Origin of the sequence: Streptomyces sp. NPDC091287 (assembly GCF_044768525.1) — a bacterium.
Taxonomy (GTDB): Bacteria; Actinomycetota; Actinomycetes; order Streptomycetales; family Streptomycetaceae; genus Streptomyces.
Genome location: NZ_JBIVUV010000013.1, coordinates 112,464 through 130,357 on the forward strand (window position 1 = coordinate 112,464; position 17,894 = coordinate 130,357).

General features: G+C 71.8%; 18 protein-coding genes. 11 read left to right on the top strand and 7 right to left on the bottom strand.

The features are described from left to right. Positions 1-11 precede the first annotated feature (11 nt). Positions 12-992, bottom strand: coding sequence for a DMT family transporter (locus ACIQRW_RS22735; protein WP_403763227.1), 981 nt, complete (start codon positions 990-992; stop codon positions 12-14). A 187-nt stretch (positions 993-1,179) separates the two neighbouring features. Beyond that, positions 1,180-1,857, bottom strand: a complete 678-nt coding sequence (locus tag ACIQRW_RS22740) for a TetR/AcrR family transcriptional regulator (RefSeq protein ID WP_403763230.1) — start codon at positions 1,855-1,857, stop codon at positions 1,180-1,182. Positions 1,858-1,973: 116 nt separating this feature from the next. On the opposite strand from ACIQRW_RS22740, the gene ACIQRW_RS22745 reads away from it, so the two are divergent. From ACIQRW_RS22745 to ACIQRW_RS22755, 3 genes are all read left to right on the top strand, one after another. Beyond that, a complete protein-coding gene (locus tag ACIQRW_RS22745) occupies positions 1,974-3,125 on the top strand; it encodes an acyl-CoA dehydrogenase family protein (protein ID WP_403763233.1) in 1,152 nt (383 codons plus the stop codon). An 88-nt stretch (positions 3,126-3,213) separates the two neighbouring features. Further along, positions 3,214-3,504, top strand: coding sequence for a YiaA/YiaB family inner membrane protein (locus ACIQRW_RS22750; RefSeq protein WP_018959586.1), 291 nt, complete (start codon positions 3,214-3,216; stop codon positions 3,502-3,504). 88 nt (positions 3,505-3,592) lie between these two features. Next, positions 3,593-4,225: a TetR/AcrR family transcriptional regulator gene (locus tag ACIQRW_RS22755; protein ID WP_403763236.1), complete on the top strand. Its 633-nt coding sequence runs from the start codon at positions 3,593-3,595 to the stop codon at positions 4,223-4,225. 28 nt (positions 4,226-4,253) lie between these two features. Here the strand turns inward: ACIQRW_RS22755 and ACIQRW_RS22760 are convergent, their stop codons facing one another. Continuing rightward, positions 4,254-4,715 (bottom strand): MaoC family dehydratase, encoded by a 462-nt coding sequence (locus ACIQRW_RS22760; protein WP_403763239.1) that lies wholly within the window; start codon positions 4,713-4,715, stop codon positions 4,254-4,256. Between the two features lie 113 nt (positions 4,716-4,828). Here ACIQRW_RS22760 and soxR point away from each other — a divergent pair, with 113 nt between their 5' ends. Beyond that, positions 4,829-5,305: a redox-sensitive transcriptional activator SoxR gene (gene soxR, locus ACIQRW_RS22765; RefSeq protein ID WP_403763242.1), complete on the top strand. Its 477-nt coding sequence runs from the start codon at positions 4,829-4,831 to the stop codon at positions 5,303-5,305. Between the two features lie 17 nt (positions 5,306-5,322). Here the strand turns inward: soxR and ACIQRW_RS22770 are convergent, their stop codons facing one another. Then, positions 5,323-5,937 carry a hypothetical protein gene (locus tag ACIQRW_RS22770; RefSeq protein ID WP_403763245.1) on the bottom strand — a complete coding sequence of 205 codons (615 nt, stop codon included), beginning with the start codon at positions 5,935-5,937 and terminating at the stop codon, positions 5,323-5,325. Between the two features lie 234 nt (positions 5,938-6,171). Here ACIQRW_RS22770 and ACIQRW_RS22775 point away from each other — a divergent pair, with 234 nt between their 5' ends. Continuing rightward, a complete protein-coding gene (locus ACIQRW_RS22775; RefSeq protein ID WP_403763248.1) occupies positions 6,172-6,654 on the top strand; it encodes a GNAT family N-acetyltransferase in 483 nt (160 codons plus the stop codon). A gap of 14 nt (positions 6,655-6,668) precedes the next feature. Here the strand turns inward: ACIQRW_RS22775 and ACIQRW_RS22780 are convergent, their stop codons facing one another. Then, on the bottom strand, positions 6,669-7,949 hold the full coding sequence (locus tag ACIQRW_RS22780; protein WP_403763250.1) for an exo-beta-N-acetylmuramidase NamZ domain-containing protein: 1,281 nt from the start codon (positions 7,947-7,949) through the stop codon (positions 6,669-6,671). 235 nt (positions 7,950-8,184) lie between these two features. Here ACIQRW_RS22780 and ACIQRW_RS22785 point away from each other — a divergent pair, with 235 nt between their 5' ends. From ACIQRW_RS22785 to ACIQRW_RS22800, 4 genes are all read left to right on the top strand, one after another. Then, positions 8,185-8,955, top strand: a complete 771-nt coding sequence (locus ACIQRW_RS22785) for an SDR family oxidoreductase (RefSeq protein ID WP_403763253.1) — start codon at positions 8,185-8,187, stop codon at positions 8,953-8,955. Next, positions 8,952-10,655, top strand: coding sequence for an AMP-binding protein (locus ACIQRW_RS22790; protein WP_403763256.1), 1,704 nt, complete (start codon positions 8,952-8,954; stop codon positions 10,653-10,655). Before ACIQRW_RS22785 ends, ACIQRW_RS22790 begins: the two co-directional genes overlap by 4 nt. A gap of 49 nt (positions 10,656-10,704) precedes the next feature. Then, positions 10,705-11,298, top strand: a complete 594-nt coding sequence (locus ACIQRW_RS22795) for a TetR/AcrR family transcriptional regulator (RefSeq protein ID WP_215106797.1) — start codon at positions 10,705-10,707, stop codon at positions 11,296-11,298. Positions 11,299-11,791: 493 nt separating this feature from the next. After that, positions 11,792-13,129: a M28 family metallopeptidase gene (locus ACIQRW_RS22800; protein ID WP_403763260.1), complete on the top strand. Its 1,338-nt coding sequence runs from the start codon at positions 11,792-11,794 to the stop codon at positions 13,127-13,129. Between the two features lie 67 nt (positions 13,130-13,196). Here ACIQRW_RS22800 and ACIQRW_RS22805 read toward each other — a convergent pair whose 3' ends face one another. Then, complete coding sequence (locus tag ACIQRW_RS22805) at positions 13,197-14,411, bottom strand: acyl-CoA dehydrogenase family protein (RefSeq protein ID WP_403763263.1); 1,215 nt, start codon at positions 14,409-14,411, stop codon at positions 13,197-13,199. 5 nt (positions 14,412-14,416) lie between these two features. Then, positions 14,417-15,439 carry a phosphotransferase family protein gene (locus ACIQRW_RS22810; protein ID WP_403763266.1) on the bottom strand — a complete coding sequence of 341 codons (1,023 nt, stop codon included), beginning with the start codon at positions 15,437-15,439 and terminating at the stop codon, positions 14,417-14,419. A gap of 155 nt (positions 15,440-15,594) precedes the next feature. Here ACIQRW_RS22810 and ACIQRW_RS22815 point away from each other — a divergent pair, with 155 nt between their 5' ends. Next, the gene (locus ACIQRW_RS22815) at positions 15,595-16,884 is read left to right on the top strand and encodes an enolase C-terminal domain-like protein (protein WP_403763269.1); all 1,290 of its coding nucleotides are present in this window, start codon (positions 15,595-15,597) and stop codon (positions 16,882-16,884) included. A gap of 65 nt (positions 16,885-16,949) precedes the next feature. Beyond that, a complete protein-coding gene (locus ACIQRW_RS22820) occupies positions 16,950-17,885 on the top strand; it encodes an NADP-dependent oxidoreductase (RefSeq protein ID WP_403763272.1) in 936 nt (311 codons plus the stop codon). The last annotated feature ends 9 nt before the right edge of the window (positions 17,886-17,894 follow it).

Consider the following 17,894-nt stretch of genomic DNA (forward strand, 5'->3'; position numbering starts at 1 on the left):
CTCCGGTCCCGCTACGTCCGTTCCGCTTGGCGCTCCTCGTCATGACGGGATCCCTCCACCGGCCGGGCCGCATTTCCGCGTGTGGCCCCAGTCTGCTGACGGCTCCGGGAGACCGCCACCCCGACCAGGCAGAGCAGCCCGCCGAGGACCCCGAGCAGCGTCGGCACCTCGTCCAGCAGCAGCCACGCCATGAGCACCACCAGCGCCGGGACGGCGTACGTGGTGGCGCCCATCCGGCCCGCGGTGGTCCGGGCCAGGGCGTAGCCCCAGGTGGTGAAGGCCAGCGCGGTCGGGAAGACGCCCAGATAGATCATGTTCAGCGTGGCGGACATGGGGGCGTCGGCCGCCTCGGAGACCAGCACCCCGGTGAACGGCAGGCAGGCGACGGCGCCGATCATGCAGCCGAAAGTGTTGATCTGCAGCGAGGAGCCGTGCGCGAGCGCCGGCTTCTGGCTGACCACGCCCAGCGCGTAGACCACCGCGGCCAGCAGGCAGAGCGCCACGCCCAGCACGGAGGAGCTGCCGTGCCCGGACATCGCGAGGCCGACGACGACCGCGCCCGAGAACGAGATGCCCATTCCCAGCAGCAGGCGGCGCGGCAGCCCCTCGCCGAGCATGCGGGCGCCCATCAGGGCCATCAGGATCGGCCCGATGTTCACCAGCATCGCCGCCGTCCCGGCGTCGACCTCCTGCTCGCCCCAGTTGAGCGCCACCATGTACAGCCCGAACCACAGCACGCCGGACGTGATGATTCCGCGCCAGGCACCGCGCCCGGGCAGCCCCTCCCGCCGTACGAGGAGGATCGCCCCGAGCACCAGCGCGCCGGTCACCAGCCGCCCGAGGGCGAGCGCGCCGGGGGAGTAGGACTCGCCCGCGCTGCGGATGGACACGAAGGCGGAGGCCCACAGCACGACGGTGGTGCAGGCGGCGGCGGTGGCGCGCCAGCGGTCGGCCGACGGGGAGACCGGAAGGGGTGTCGTGGTCGTCGTCATGGCCACGACCGTAGAGCCGGAACGCTCCGACCCCCACTCAATTGTCGAGGACCGTCAATCGGCGGCCGGGCCGCCGCGCCCTGTGGTCGGCGACCCCTCGGTGACCGGGCAGCCAGGGCACCGTCCGTCCCGAGCGCCGGTTCCGTCCTCAAGCGCCGGACGGGCTGAAAGGCGCTGGTCTCGGGCCTCAAGCGTCGGACGGGCCGGCCAGGCGCTTGTCCGTGGGCCGCGCGTACTGCTCGTACTGGATCGCCAGCCCATCCAGCAGGGCCCGCAGCCCGGTCTCGAAGGCCCCTTCGTCGACCTGGCGGCGGTGGTCGGCCAGCAGGTGGGCCTGGCCGAGGTGCGGGTAGTCGGCGGGGTCGTAGGCGGTCTCGTCGTCGACGAAGCCCCCGGCGAAGGAGCCCAGCGCCGAGCCGGTGATGAAGTAGCGCATCAGCGCCCCGATGCGGGTCGCCTGGGCGGGCGGCCAGCCCGCGCCGGTCATCGCCCCGAACACCGCGTCGGCGACCCGCAGCCCCGCCGGGCGCCGCCCGGGTCCCCGGGCGAGGACCGGGACGATGTGCGGGTGCGCGGTGAGGGCGGCCCGGTAGGAGAGCGCCCAGTCGTGCAGGGCCTCGCGCCAGTCGCGCGGGTCCGACTCCTCGAACATCGACAGATCGACCTGTACGGAGACCGCGTCGGCGACGGCGTCGAGGATCTCCTCCTTGTTGCGGAAGTGGTTGTAGAGCGAAGGACCGCTGACCCCCAGGACGGCCGCCAGCCGGCGCGTGGAGACGGCGTCGAGCCCTTCGGAGTCCACGAGCGCGCTCGCCGCCCCGACGATGCGGTCTCTGCTGAGGAGGGGCTTGCGCGGTCGGGCCATGCGGCTCATAGTAGGGCCTGCGAACCAGAAACTAGCAGTGCTAATTAAAGCGCGCCCGAGCGGCGCTCGTTTAAGCGCGCCCGAGCGGCGCTCGTGAGAGGCAGTGGGTGGGCACGATGGACCTGACGCTCAGCGAGGAGCAGGAAGCCGTCCGGAAGCTGGCCGAGGACTTCGTCGCCCGCGAGGTCGCCCCCCATGTCGTCGCGTGGGACCGCGCCGAGAATGTCGACAGGTCGATCGTGAAGAAGCTCGGGGACCTCGGCTTCCTCGGCCTGACCGTCCCCGAGGAGTACGGCGGCTCCGGCGGCGACCACCTGTCCTACTGCCTGGTCACCGAGGAGCTGGGGCGCGGCGACTCCTCGGTGCGCGGCATCGTCTCCGTATCGCTCGGTCTTGTCGCCAAGACCGTCGCGTCCTGGGGCGACGAGGAGCAGAAGCGGGCCTGGCTGCCCCGGCTCACCTCCGGCGAGGCGATCGGCTGCTTCGGCCTCACCGAGCCCGGCACCGGATCGGACGCCGGAAACCTCGCCACCCGGGCCGTGCGCGACGGCGGTGACTATGTCGTCAACGGCACCAAGATGTTCATCACGAACGGCACCTGGGCCGATGTCGTGCTGCTCTTCGCGCGGACGAACGACGCCCCCGGCCACCGTGGTGTCTCCGCCTTCCTCGTCCCCACCGACACCCCCGGCCTCACCCGCCGCACCATCCACGGCAAGCTCGGCCTGCGCGGCCAGGCCACCGCCGAGCTGGTCCTCCAGGACGTCCGGATACCGGCCGGTTCCCTCCTCGGGCCCGAGGGCAAGGGCTTCTCCATCGCCATGTCCGCCCTGGCCAAGGGGCGGATGTCCGTCGCGGCGGGCTGCGTGGGCATCGCGCAGGCCGCCCTGGACGCGGCTGTGCGCTACGCCGGTGAGCGCGAGCAGTTCGGCAAGGTCATCGCCCGCCATCAGCTCGTCCAGGAGCTGCTCAGTGACATCGCCGTGGACGTGGACGCGGCCCGGCTGCTGACCTGGCGGGTCGCCGACCTGATCGACCGGGGCCAGGAGTTCGCCACCGCCGCGTCCAAGGCCAAGCTGTACGCGTCCGAGGCCGCCGTCCGCTGCGCCAACAACGCCCTCCAGGTCTTCGGCGGCTACGGCTACATCGACGAGTATCCGGTCGGCAAGCTGCTGCGGGACGCCCGCGTGATGACGCTGTACGAGGGCACCAGCCAGATCCAGAAGCTGATCATCGGCCGCGCGCTGACCGGCGTCTCCGCCTTCTGACCGGCTCGCGGGTTCGTACGGGTGCCTGAGTACGGGTCTGAGTACGGGCACGGATGTGGCGTGCGCCACGTCGCCGGATGCTGAACCCATGAGTGACACGACATCGGTCAAGCAGCAGAGCACCGCCGCCTTCTACATGCAGGCCGTGGCCTCCTTCATGGTGGCGATCGGCGCGGTCGCCTTCGGTATCTTCTTCCTCGACGCCGACGCCTGGGTGCGCGGCTTCCTCGCCATCGGCGTGCTCTACCTCGTCACGTCCTGCTTCACGCTCGCCAAGGTGATCAGGGACCGCCAGGAGGCCGGGCAGATCGTCAGCCGGGTGGACCAGGCGCGGCTGGAGAAGATCCTCGCCGAGCACGACCCCTTCCAGAAGCTCTGACCCGGCAAGATCGTCGGGGCAACCGCTAAGCGCTTGCTCAGGTTCGGGGTATGGTGTTCGTCCTGCTGACGGAGAGGGGCCCTGGGCGATGTGTGCGGCGGAGGAGACGAGCGGCGAGGACGCGCCGTGGGGCGAGGTCACTCCCGAGGCGGCCAGGCGGCTCCTCGTCGCCGCCGTGGACGCCTTCGCCGAGCGCGGGTACCACGCGACCACCACCCGTGACATCGCCGGCCGGGCCGGAATGAGCCCGGCCGCGCTCTACATCCACTACAAGACCAAGGAAGAGCTGCTCCACCGGATCAGCAAGATCGGCCACGAGCGGGCGCTGTACGTGCTCGAAGCCGAGGCCGACCGGGACGGCACGGCCGCGGAACGCCTCGCCGGGGCCGTCCGCTCCTTCGTCCGCTGGCACGCGGAGCGGCACACCACCGCCCGGGTCGTGCAGTACGAGCTCGACGCGCTCGGCGAGGAGCACCGCACCGAGATCGTCGCGCTGCGGCGCAGGAGCGACGCGGTGGTGCGCCGGATCATCGGCGAAGGGGTGCGGGACGGTGAGTTCGACGTCCCGGACGTCCCCGGTACCGCCCTCGCGGTGCTCTCCCTCTGCATCGACGTGGCCCGTTGGTTCAACGCCCGGGGCACCCGCACCCCCGACGAGGTCGGCGAACTGTACGCCGGCCTCGTCCTGCGGATGGTCGGAGCCCGGCAGGCCCACAAGTAGCCGGCGGGTCCAGAAGCAGCCGGCGGCTTCAGAAGTAGTAGCGGGACACCGACTCGGCGACACAGGCCGGCTTCTCGCTGCCCTCGCGCTCGACCGTGACGACCGCCGTGACCTGTACGCCGCCGCCGACCTCCTCGACGTCGCGGAGCACCGCCGTCGCCCGCAGCCGCGAGCCGACCGGAACGGTCGAGGGGAAACGGACCTTGTTGGTCCCGTAGTTGATGCCCATCTTCATGCCCTCGACCCGCATCACCTGCGGCACCAGCGCCGGCAGTAGCGAGAGCGTCAGATAGCCGTGCGCGATGGTCGTGCCGAACGGCCCGTCCTTCGCCCGCTCCGGGTCCACGTGGATCCACTGGTGGTCGCCGGTCGCGTCGGCGAACCGGTCGACCCTCTCCTGGTCGATCTCCAGCCAGCCGCTGTGTCCCAGCTGCTCGCCCACTCCGTCCCGCAGCTCCTGCGCGGACGTGAAGATCCTCGGCTCTGCCATGTTCCCGGTTCCTGCCTTCCGGCTCGGCGCACCATCAGGCGCGATGTCTAAGCGCTTGCTCAGCATCGTTGGGCGGCGCGTTCCTGTCAACGACATGGCAGTAGATTCGAGGGGTGCCCCAGATTCCACAGACACTCCACGAACTCTCGGTCGGCCAGCTCTCGGCGCGCAGTGGCGCGGCCGTCTCGGCCCTGCACTTCTACGAGGCCAAAGGCCTGATCAGCAGCAGCCGCACCAGCGGCAACCAGCGCCGCTACTCGCGGGACGCGCTGCGCCGGGTCGCCTTCGTCCGGGCGGCCCAGCGCGTCGGTATTCCCCTGGTCACGATCCGGGAGGCGCTCGCCGAACTGCCCGAGGAGCGCACGCCGAACCGCGAGGACTGGGCCCGCCTCTCCGAGGTCTGGCGCAAGGAACTGGACGAGCGCATCGGGCAGTTGCACCGCCTGCGTGACCACCTGACCGACTGCATCGGATGCGGCTGTCTCTCGCTGGAGAACTGTGTGCTGTCCAACCCCGACGACATCGTCGGTGGGCGGATCACCGGTTCCCGTCTGATGCCCGAGGGCCGGAAGCCGCCCAGGCATACGTAGTTCCCGGGGCGCGGGCCTCACGCCGCCTTTGTGGCCGGCCTCCGCTGCCGTGGCAGCCGGGCCCTGGCCAGGGTGCGGTCGGTCAGGGCGGGCTGCGGCACCACGATCCCGCAGCCCGTGCACACCGGGCCCGCCCATGGCGCCTCGCCCCGCTCCTGCCGCCACTCGATGCCGGTGTCCGCGCAGACCGGGCAGGCGGAGCCGGGGCCGGCGCCCAGAGCCGCGATCAGGCGGCGCAGGACCTCGGCGAGCGGCTCGGTGGGATGGATGTCCGGGTCGGAGCAGCGGGCCACCCCGTGGCCGCCCCAGGTGCGGCGGTGCCAGTCGTCGAACGCCCCGGGCCGCCGCAGCCCCTCGTGCTTCTCGCGCCGCCGCCGCTCGGCGAACCCCGCCTCGTACGCGAGCCAGACGGCCCGCGCCTCCTCCAGCTCGTCCAGCGCGCCCACCAGGCGCACCGGATCGGGCGCCCGGTCCTCGGGATCGATCCCGTGCCGGGCACACAGATGGTCCCAGGTCGCCCGGTGCCCGTACGGGGCGAACCTCTCCAAACACTTGCGCAGCGAATACCGCCGCAGGGCCAGATCCCCCATCGGATCGCGGACCTGTCTCGCAAGACTCCGGAAACCGGCCATGACACCGCCACCTCCGTCGCTCGTCCTTGGACGTCAAGGAATGGACGTACGCCTGCCCGTTTCGGCTCCATCGAAAGATGAAATCCGTCCATTGGCCGAGACTCCCCATGTGGGCAGGGGTGCCACGGGCGGGAGCGAAGCGGCGCGCGGACGGGTGGTGCGAGGGGCGCCCGGCCTCGCGGGCGCGCCCGAAATCCGATGGCGGCGGCACGTCCCGTGCGGTTGGGTTCGCTCATGACAGCAGCACAACCGCGCCTGGAAAAGGTCACCCCCGACAACGTGCTCGCCGCCTGTCGGCTGGAAGTCGCACCCGAGCAGCGCGTGTTCGTCTCCCCGGTCGCCCAGTCCCTGGCCGAGGCCTATGTCCAGCCCGACCTGGCCTGGCCCCGGCTGATCTGTGACGGCGAGCGCGTAGTCGGCTTCGTGATGGCGTACTTCGAGCTGCCGTTCGACTTCGACGCCGGGGTGCCGGACGCCCCGCCCCGCTCCGGCCTCTGGCGGCTCGCCGTCGCCGCCGACGAGCAGGGCCGGGGCTACGGGCGGTTCGCCGTGGGGGCGGTGAACGAGGAGATCCGCCGACGGGGCGGGACGGTCTCGACCGTGACCTGGAAGCCCGGTGAGGTCGGCCCCGAGGAGTTCTACCTCCGCCTCGGCTACCGCAAGCGGGGCCTCACGGACGACGGCGAATACCTCGGCGACCTGGACCTCACCGCCTGATCGGACGCGGGGGCCTACCCTCCGTACCGCAGATACCTCCGACGCTTCGCCCGGAACGCCGACAGGTCCCGCTGCCACGCCCGTACCACCGTGTCGGTGTCCGCGCCCGCGTCGATCATCGTGCGGACGCGGGTGTTCCCGGTGAGCTTGTCGATCCAGTTGTCCGGCCGCCAGGCGAAGCCGCTCCACGTCTGCTTCGCCGTCACCAGCAGGGCGATCCCGGTGCGGACCGGGTCGAAGACCTCCCGGTCCTGGACGTGCACCTGCACCCCGCCCACCGTCTTCCCCGCGAACTTGGAGAAGGTCGGCGCGAAGTACGCCTCGCGGAAGGCCACCCCCGGCAGCTCCAGGGCGTTCGCGGCGGCCGCCCAGCGGTGGTCGACGCCCTCCGCCCCCAGGAGTTCGAAGGGGCGCGTGGTGCCGCGGCCCTCGGAGAGGTTGGTGCCCTCGAAGAGGCAGGTGCCGGAGTAGACGAGCGCCGTCTCGGGCGTCGGCATGTTCGGGCTCGGCGGCACCCACGGCAGCCCGGTGTCGTCGAAGAAGTCCGAGCGCCGCCACCCCGACATCGTCACCACGTCCAGCCGCGCCGGATTCTCGTGCAGGAACTCCGCGTTGAAGAACAGCGCCAGCTCCGCCACCGTCATCCCGTGCGCCTGGGCGATCTCCCGGCGGCCGACGAACGTGGCGAACGCCGGGTCCAGCACCGGGCCCAGCGCCGCCCGCCCGGTCACCGGGTTCGGCCGGTCCAGCACGACGAGGCGCTTGCCCGCGAGCGCCGCCGCCTCCATGCAGTCGTACAGCGTCCAGATGTACGTGTAGAAGCGCGCGCCCGCGTCCTGGATGTCGAAGAGGACCGTGTCCACGCCCGAGGCGGTGAAGACGTCCGCGAGCGGCTGCCCGCTCTTGAGGTACGTGTCGTAGACCGGCAGCCCGGTCGCCGGGTCGTCGTAGCGGCCCTCGGAGCCGCCCGCCTGCGCGGTGCCCCGGAACCCGTGCTCGGGGCCGAAGACGGCGGTCAGGTCCACCCGGGCGTCCGGGTGCATCACATCGACGATGTGCCGGACGTCGGCCGTGACGCCGGTCGGGTTGGTGACGATCCCGACCCTCTGGCCCCGCAGCGACCGGTAGCCGTCGGCCGCCAGCCGGTCGAAACCGGTGAGCACCCGGCCGCGCCCGTGCCCGGAGCCGCGTCCGGGGGCGGCCGTCGCCGCGGCGGGACCGGTGCCGGCCACTGTCGCCGCGAGCGCGCCCACGGCGCCTCCCGCGGCCAGCACACCACGTCGGGACAGGCTCATTCCGCTACCTCCATGATCGCGCCGACTGTCATGGCCACGCACGCTAGCGCGGGCCGGGGCCGCACGGAACGACCTGGACCGCACCGGATTCCCCGAGTCGGGCGCCTCGCTCCTCCCGGCCTCCTCCCGGCCTCCTCCCGGGCCTGCTCCGGGCTCCGGCCGGTCCGTTCCCGCCCCTTCCCGGATCACATACCGACCGGTTAGTCTGCCGGTGCAGCCGGATGGGAAGGGCGGGATGACGATGGTTACGGTGCAGGGCGCCGGCGTAGTGGTCACAGGGGCCGGAGGCGGCATCGGCGCCGCTCTGGCCCGCAGGTTCGCCGCCGGGGGCGCGCGGGTCGTCGTCAACGACCTCGACCTCGCCCGGATCGAACCGCTCGCGAAGGAGATCGGCGGCTTCGCCGTCGCCGGGGACGCCTCGGGCATCGTGGACGCCGCCCGGGAGGCGCTGGACGGCACGGTGGACGTCTACTGCGCCAACGCGGGCCTCGCCTCGCCCGGTGACGCGTTCGCCGACGAGGAGGTCTGGGCCGCCGCCTGGGACGTCAACGTGATGGCCCACGTCCGCGCGGCCAGGGCCCTCCTGCCCCACTGGCTGGAGCGCGGCAGCGGCCGCTTCGTCACCACCGCCTCGGCCGCCGGGCTGCTGACGATGATCGGCGCGGCCCCGTACAGCGTCACCAAGCACGGTGTGGTCGCCTTCGCCGAGTGGCTCTCGCTCACCTACCGCCATCGCGGGATCAAGGTCCACGCGATCTGCCCGCAGGGCGTGCGCACCGACATGCTCACCGCCGCCGGTTCGGCCGGCGAGCTGGTCCTCGCTCCCGGCGCCATCGAGCCGGACGCGGTCGCCGACGCGCTGTTCGAGGCGATGGACGCCGACCGCTTCCTGGTCCTGCCGCACCCCGAGGTGGCCGGCTACTACCAGGCCCGCGCCGCCGATCCCGACCGGTGGATGGGCAACATGAACCGCCTCCAGCAGAAGTGGGAGGCGAGCGGCGCATGAACGACCCGACCCCCGCCCCCGCCACCCCGGCCCCCGGCGGCTCGATCTACGCGGCCCAGCCGTGGCTCGCCCTGCTCAGCGACGCCCAGCGCGCCCCCGTCACCCCGCCCCCGACCGTGCTGCACGCCTTCCGCGCCGCGGTCGGGCGCGCACCCGAGCACCCCGCCCTGGCCTACTTCGACGGCCGCCTGAGCTACCGCGAGACCGACGAGCTGTCCGACTCGGTGGCCGGGCACCTCGCCGCCCGGGGGCTGCGCCGCGGCGACCGGGTCGCGATCATGCTCCAGAACAGCCCGCACTTCGTCCTCGCGCTGCTCGGCGCCTGGAAGGCGGGCGCGACCGTCGTCCCCCTCAACCCGATGTACAAGTCGGGCGAGGTCGGCCACGTCCTCGCGGACGCCGGGGTCACCGCGGTGATCTGCTCGGACCGGGCGTGGGAGACGTATCTGCGGGAGACCGCGGCGGCTGCCCCGGATCTCACCGTCGCTCTCACCGCCTGCGAGCTGGACCTCCAGACCGTGAACGACCCCCGCGTCCTCGGCTTCGAACGGCTCCCGGCCCCCGGCCCGGACGACCTCGCGGACGATCTGCTCACCGCGGCCCGCGCCGGGAACCCGGCCCCGTCCGGCCGGGAGCTCACCGCCGCCGACACGGCGCTGATCAGCTACACCTCCGGGACGAGCGGCACCCCCAAGGGCGCGATGAACGCCCACGGCAACATCATGGTCAACGCCGAACGCCAGCGCACCGGCCATCCGATCGCCGAGGGCTCCGCCTACTTCGCGCTCGCCCCGCTCTTCCACATCACCGGCATGGTCTGCCAGTTCGCCGCGTGCGTCGCCAACGCGGGCACCCTCGTCCTGGCCTACCGCTTCGAGGCGGGCGTCGTCCTGGAGGCCTTCGCCGCCCACCGGCCCGCCTACACCGTCGGCCCGTCCACCGCCTTCATGGCGCTGGCCGCGCATCCGGACGTCACCCCGGACCACTTCGCCTCGTTCCGGGTGATCTCCTCCGGCGGCGCGCCCCTGCCGCCCGCGCTCGTGGAGAAGTTCCGCGCGGGCTTCGGCCCGTACATCCGCAACGGCTACGGACTCACCGAGTGCACCGCCCCCTGCGCCTCGGTCCCGCCCGAGCGCGAGGCCCCGGTGGACCCGGTCTCGGGCACCCTCTCCGTCGGCGTGCCGGGCCCCGACACCTTCGTACGGATCCTCGACGAGACGGGCCGGGAGGTCCCCTTCGGGGAGCAGGGCGAGATCGCGGTGCGCGGCCCCCAGGTCGTCTCCGGCTACTGGAACCTCCCCGAGGCCACGGCCGCCGCCTTCCCGGACGGTGAGCTGCGCACCGGCGACATCGGCTTCATGGACGCGGCGGGCTGGCTGTACGTCGTCGACCGCAAGAAGGACATGATCAACGCCTCCGGGTTCAAGGTGTGGCCGCGCGAGGTGGAGGATGTCCTCTACACCCACCCGGCGGTGCGCGAGGCGGCCGTCGTGGGCGTGCCCGACGCGTACCGGGGGGAGACGGTCCGGGCGTACGTGAGCCTGCGTCCGGGGGCCTCGGCGGACCCCGGTGAGCTGAGCGCCTACTGCGAGGAACGGCTCGCCGCGTACAAGTATCCGCGCGAGGTGGAGATCCTGGCCGAGCTGCCGAAGACGGCGAGTGGGAAGATCCTCAGGCGGGAACTGCGTTCCCCCCGGTAGAACAGCGTCGAAACAGCGCACGCACGGTACGAAAGGAAGGTGGCGGCTCATGGCCAAGGCGACGGATCAGAACGGCACTCCCGTCCCTCAGAGGCTGCTGGCCGCCGCCACCCGGCTCTTCGCCGAGCGCGGGTACGACCGCACCTCGGTCCAGGAGATCGTCGAGGCGGCGGGCGTCACCAAGGGGGCGCTGTACCACTACTTCGGCTCCAAGGAGGACCTGCTCCAGGAGGTTTACGCCCGGGTGCTGCGGCTCCAGCAGGAGCGGCTGGACGCCTTCGCGGACGCCGAGGCCCCCATCGAGCAGCGGTTGCGCGACGCGGCGGCCGACGTGGTCGTCACGACCATCGACAACCTGGACGACGCGGCGATCTTCTTCCGCTCCATGCACCACCTGAGCCCCGAGAAGAACAAGCAGGTGCGCGTCGAGCGCCGCCGCTACCACGAGCGCTTCCGGGCCCTGATCGAGGAGGGCCAGCGCGGCGGCGTCTTCTCCTCGGCCACCCCCGCCGACCTGGTCGTCGACTACCACTTCGGCTCGGTCCACCACCTCTCCACCTGGTACCGGCCGGACGGCCCGCTCAGCCGCCAGGAGGTCGCCGACCACCTCGCGGACCTGCTGCTGCGGGCCCTGCGCCCCTAGGTCGTGTCCGCAAAGTCTCGTCTGGCCCACGACGCCTGGCACGCACTCTCGCGGCGTTGCCGAAATGCCCGAGTAGCTCCGCTACTAGGACACTCCGGCGCCTTGCGAGAGCACGCACCAGACGCCGCGGGCCCCGCCCAGAGGGCGGACGACGATACTTTGCGGACACTCCCTAGAGGGGGGCGGGGCCGGCCGACGGATCGCGCTATCCACTGGCCCGCTCCGCCGGTCGGGGTGAGTCTGGATATATGTCGTATGTCCTGCCTCCCGATGAGGCGCCGGGGTTCACGGGCGAACCACTGTTCGTTAATAGAACGGCTATGTCCGGTTTCCGCTCTTGACGGAGCACTGTCATTTCCTTGAGCATCGGTCACGCATTGCGCACCTCTGGGCCGCTTGTCCGGGCCCACGCTCCAGGACCCGGCCGGATCACCGCGCGGCCGGGGACCCCCCGCACGTTCCGTCAGTCCCCAACGGAATCCGGAGCCCGTGAATGAGACCGAACCGTTTCACCCTGCGCAGATCCCCGGCGGCCGTCGCGGCCGTCGCCCTCGCCGCCGTCCTCGGTGCCGGAGCACCGGCCGCCCAGGCCGCCGGCGAGCCGACGCCGGTGCCGGCCGCCGCCGCGGCGCCCGACATCCCCCTGGCCAACGTCAAGGCCCACCTCACGCAACTCTCGACGATCGCCGCGAACAACGGCGGCAACCGCGCCCACGGCCGCCCCGGCTACAAGGCGTCCGTCGACTACGTGAAGGCCAAGCTCGACGCCGCCGGATACACCACCACGCTCCAGCAGTTCACCTCCAACGGAGCCACCGGCTACAACCTGATAGCCGACTGGCCCGGCGGCGACCCGAACAAGGTCCTGATGGCCGGGGCCCACCTCGACTCGGTCTCCTCCGGAGCCGGAATCAATGACAACGGCTCCGGCTCGGCCGGCGTCCTGGAGACCGCCCTCGCCGTCTCCCGCGACCGGTATCAGCCCGACAAGCACCTGCGGTTCGCCTGGTGGGGCGCCGAGGAGCTGGGCCTCATCGGCTCGAAGTACTACGTCAACAACCTGCCGTCCGCCGAGCGTTCCAAGCTCTCCGGCTATCTCAACTTCGACATGATCGGCTCGCCCAACGCCGGTTACTTCGTCTACGACGACGACCCGGTCATCGAGAAGACCTTCAAGGACTACTTCGCCGGCCTGTCGGTCCCCACCGAGATCGAGACCGAGGGCGACGGCCGCTCCGACCACGCCCCGTTCAAGAACGTCGGCGTCCCCGTCGGAGGACTCTTCACCGGCGCCGGCTACACCAAGTCCGCCGCCCAGGCGCAGAAGTGGGGCGGGACCGCGGGGCAGGCCTTCGACCGCTGCTACCACTCGTCCTGCGACACCACGAGCAACATCAACGACACCGCCCTGGACCGCAACAGCGACGCCGCCGCCCACGCCATCTGGACCCTGTCCTCCGGCACCGGCGAACCGCCCACCGGCGAGGGCGTGTTCAGCAACACCGCCGATGTCGCCATCCCGGACGGGGGAGCGGCCGTGACCTCGCCGGTCACGGTCACCGGACGGACGGGCAACGCCCCGACCGCCCTCCAGGTCGGCGTCGACATCAAGCACACCTGGCGCGGCGACCTGGTCGTCGATCTGGTGGCCCCGGACGGCACCGCGTACCGGCTGAAGAACTCCAGCAGCGGCGATTCGGCCGACAACGTCATCACGACGTACACGGTCAACGCCGCCGCCGAGGTGGCCAACGGCTCCTGGAAGCTCCGCGTCCAGGACGTCGCCCGTCAGGACACCGGCTACATCGACAGCTGGAAGCTCACCTTCTGAGTCCTGCCGTGTACGGGCGCGGCCCCCTCCTGAAGAGCACCTCGGGAGGGGGCCGCACCGCTGTCCGTCACACGTACCGCTTGATCTCCCGCCGGGCCAGCGACCGCTGGTGCACCTCGTCCGGCCCGTCCGCCAGCCGCAGCGTCCGCGCCGAGGCCCACAGCTCCGCCAGCGGGAAGTCCTGGCTCACCCCGCCCGCGCCGTGCAGCTGCACCGCGGAGTCGAGGATGTCCACCACCGCGCGCGGGGTGGCGATCTTGATGGCCTGGATCTCGGTGTGCGCGCCCTTGTTGCCCACGGTGTCCATCAGCCAGGCCGTCTTCAGCACCAGCAGCCGCAACTGCTCCACCGTGACCCGGGCGTCCGCGATCCAGTTCTGCACGACGCCCTGCTGGGCGAGCGGCTTGCCGAACGCCGTACGTGCCACCGCCCGCCGGCACATCAGCTCGATGGCCCGCTCCGCCATCCCGATGAGCCGCATGCAGTGGTGGATCCGCCCCGGACCCAGCCGCGCCTGCGCGATGGCGAAGCCGCCGCCCTCCTCACCGATCAGGTTCGCCGCGGGCACCCGTACATCGTGGAAGACCACCTCGGCGTGACCGCCGTGCGAGTGGTCCTCGTACCCGTACACCCGCATCGCGCGCCGCACTTCGAGGCCCGGGGTGTCGCGCGGCACCAGGATCATCGACTGCTGGCGGCGGAGGTCCGCGCCGTCCGGGTCGGTCTTGCCCATCACGATGAAGACCGCGCAGTCCGGGTTCATCGCCCCGGAGATGTACCACTTACGGCCGTTGATGACATAACCATCGCCGTCCCGGGCGATCCGGGTCTCGATGTTCGTGGCGTCCGAGGACGCCACGTCCGGCTCCGTCATCGCGAACGCGGAGCGGATCTCCCCGGCCAGCAGCGGCTCCAGCCACTGCTTCTTCTGCTCGTCGGTGGCGAACTGGAAGAGCACCTCCATGTTCCCGGTGTCCGGGGCCGCGCAGTTCAGCGCGGTCGGCGCGAGATGCGGGGAGCGTCCGGTGATCTCCGCGAGCGGGGCGTACTGGAGGTTCGTCAGCCCGGCCCCGTACTCCGCGTCGGGCAGGAAGAGGTTCCACAGCCCCTGCCGCCGCGCCTCGGCCTTCAGCTCGCCCACCACCGCCGGGGTGTCCCACGGGGAGGCGAGCCGTGCCCGCTGCTCCTCGGCGACCTCCTCGGCCGGATACACGTGCTCGTCCATGAACGCGAGCAGCCTGCTCCGCAGCTCCTCGGTACGGGCGTCGAATGCGAAGTCCATGGGGTTCAGCCTTCCTGGAGGGTGGTGAGGCCGTGCTCGATGAAGACGGGGACCAGATCGCCGATCCGGTCGAAGCCCGCGCCGACGGTCTGGCCGAGGGTGTAGCGGTAGTGGATGCCCTCCAGGATCACGGCGAGCTTGAACCACGCGAACGCGGTGTACCAGGAGAGGGCGGAGGTGTCCCGGCCGGAGCGGGCCGCGTAGCGCTCGATCAGCTCGGCGGGGGACGGATGCCCGGCGGCGCCGCTGGTGGTGGAGACGGGCGACTCCGGCAGGTCGAGGTCCGAGCTGTACATCACCAGCAGCCCGAGGTCGGTCAGCGGATCGCCGAGCGTGGACATCTCCCAGTCGAGGACGGCCTTGATCCGGTCGTCGGAGCCGAGCAGCACGTTGTCCAGGCGGTAGTCGCCGTGGACGACGGTGGGCGCGGGGGAGGAGGGCAGCCCGCGGCCGAGGGAGGCGTGCAGCTCGTCGATGCCCGCCAGCTCGCGGTTGCGGGAGGCGTCCAACTGCTTGCCCCAGCGCCGCAACTGCCGGTCCAGGAAGCCGTCGGGGCGCCCGAAGTCCCCGAGCCCGACCGCCTCGGGGTCCACGGCGTGCAGGTCGACCAGGGTGTCGACGAGCCCGAGGACCGCCGCCCGGGTGCGCTCGGGTCCCAGCGGGGCGAGCTGCTCGGCGGTGCGGTACGGGGTGCCCTCGACGTACTCCATCACGTAGAACGGGGCGCCGATCACGCTGTCGTCCGCGCAGAGCAGCAGCGGCTCCGGCACCGGGACGGCGGTGGGGTACAGGCCGCTGATCACCCGGTGCTCGCGCGTCATGTCGTGCGCGGTGGCCAGCACATGGCCGAGCGGGGGTCTGCGCACCACCCACTGCCCCGTCCCGTCGCCGACGACGTAGGTCAGGTTCGAGCGACCGCCCTCGATCAGCCGCGCTTCGAGGGGTCCGCTCACCAGCCCCGGCCGTTCGCGGTCGAGATGGCCGCGCAGCAGCTCCGGGTCGAGACCTGGTGGGGGGACTGAGCTCATGGTGCGTACCTCCGGGCGACGGAACGAGGCGACGGGACGATCGGGAACCATGATGCCGACCAGTCGGTATGTCGTCCAGTGCCCTCCCGTGATCCGGCGGCGCGGAAGCCGGCCCGACCCTGGCGGTGAAACGCATCCCTGAATAGAGTTCACGTATGAATACAGATGATCTGGTGATCGAAGACGTCCGGCTCACCCCGATCCTCGTGTCTGATCCACCCCTGCTGAACACACAGGGCGTCCACCAGCCGTACACCCCACGCCTGATCGTGGAGGTCGTCACCCGGGGCGGAACGACCGGTGTGGGGGAGACCTACGGCGACGGCGCCTACCTGGAGCCCGCGCGCTCCCTCGCCGAGGCGCTCCCGGGCCGGGCGGTCACCGATCTGAACGGGCTGTTCGCCCTGGCCGAGGAGGTGTGCGGCGCATCGCGCGCCGCCGACGACCGGGTCGACGCCGGGGGACTGCGCGGAGTCAGGAACGCGGAGAAGATCCGGCTCTCGGTCGTCTCCGCCTTCGAGGTCGCCTGCCTGGACGCCCTCGGCAAGGCACGGGGCCTGCCCGTGCACGCCCTGCTCGGCGGCAAGGTCCGTGACACCGTCGAGTACAGCGCCTACCTCTTCTACCGCTGGGCCGCCCACCCCGGACCCGGCGAGAGTGACGACTGGGGCGCGGCGCTCGACCCGGCCGGCGTCGTCGCCCAGGCGCGGCGCTTCGCCGACACCTACGGCTTCGGCTCCTTCAAGCTCAAGGGCGGCGTCTTCGAGCCCGACCGGGAGATCGCCGCGATCCACGCCCTGGCCGAGGCGTTCCCGGGCCGCCCGCTGCGCCTGGACCCGAACGGCGCCTGGTCCGTCCCCACCTCGCTGTACGTCGCCGAGCAGCTGAAGGACGTCCTCGAATACCTGGAGGACCCCACCAGCGGCACGGATGGCATGGCCGCCGTCTCGGCCGGAACCGACGTCCCGCTCGCCACCAACATGTGCGTCACCACCCTCGCCGAGGTCCCCGAGGCCTTCGCCCGCGACGCCGTCCAGATCGTCCTGAGCGACCACCACTACTGGGGCGGACTGCACCGCACCCGGGAACTGGCGGGCATCTGCCGCACGTTCGGCGTCGGACTCTCCATGCACTCCAACACCCACCTCGGCATCAGCCTCGCCGCGATGACCCACGTCGCCGCCACGGTGCCTGACCTCGCTCACGCCTGCGACAGCCACTATCCCTGGCAGACCGAGGACGTCATCACCGAGCGCCACACCTTCACCGGGGGCCGGCTCACCGTCTCCGACGCCCCCGGCCTCGGTGTCGAGCTGGACCGCGAGCGCCTGTCCGCCCTGCACCGGCGCTGGCTGGCGGACGAGACCCACCGGGAGCGCGACGACGCGGCGGCGATGCGCGCCGCCGACCCGGAGTGGACGACGCCGGCGGTCCCGCGCTGGTGAGAGGGGCGGGCCCCGGCCGTACCCCCTGAGTTGCGGCGGCCCCGACCTGCACGGAAGGTCGAGGGATGAAGGCGATCAGCTACAGCGCGTACGGCTCCGCCGACGTCATGGAGTACGGCGAGCGGCCCGACCCCAAGGTCGGCCCCGACACGGTCCTGGTGAAGGTACGGGCCGCCGCCGTCAACCCGGTCGACTGGAAGGCCCGCGAGGGCTATCTCCAAAGCGGCCTCGAAGCCGTCTTCCCGGTGATTCCCGGCTGGGACGTCTCCGGGGTCGTCGTGCAACCGGGCGTCGCGGTCGACGAGTTCGCGGTCGGCGACGAGGTCATCGGCTACGTACGCGAGGACTTCCTCTCGCGCGGTACGTTCGCCGAGTACGTGGCCGCCCCCGTGCGCACCCTCGCCCGCAAGCCCCTGAGCCTGAGCTTCGAGGAGGCCGCGGGCCTGCCGCTGGCCGGGCTGACCGCCTACCAGGTGCTGCACCGCACCCTGAAGATCCGCGACGGCGACACCGTCCTGGTCCACGCGGCGGCCGGCGGCGTCGGATCGCTCGCCGTCCAGATCGCCCGGCACACCGGCTGCCGGGTGATCGGCACCGCGAGCCCCCGCAACCACGAGCACCTCCGCAGCCTCGGCGCGGAGCCCGTGGAGTACGGCGAGGGCCTTGTCGACCGGCTGCGCGCACTGGTCCCGGACGGCTTCGACGCCTCCTTCGACACGGTGGGCGGCGACGCGCTGCGCGCCTCCGCCGACACCCTCGCCCCGGGCGGCCGGCTGGCCTCCATCGCGGACAGCGAGGTCTTCTCCTACGGCGGCCGCTACGCCTTCGTGCGCCCCGACGCCGACGACCTGGCCCAGGTCGCGGAACTGGCCGAACGGGGCATCCTCGCCGTCCATGTGGACCGGGTGTTCCCGCTGGAGCAGGCCGCCGACGCGTACCGGCTCAACCAGGAGGGACGGACCCGCGGCAAGATCGTGGTGACGGTGGACTGGGACGGCTGAGGACTTCCG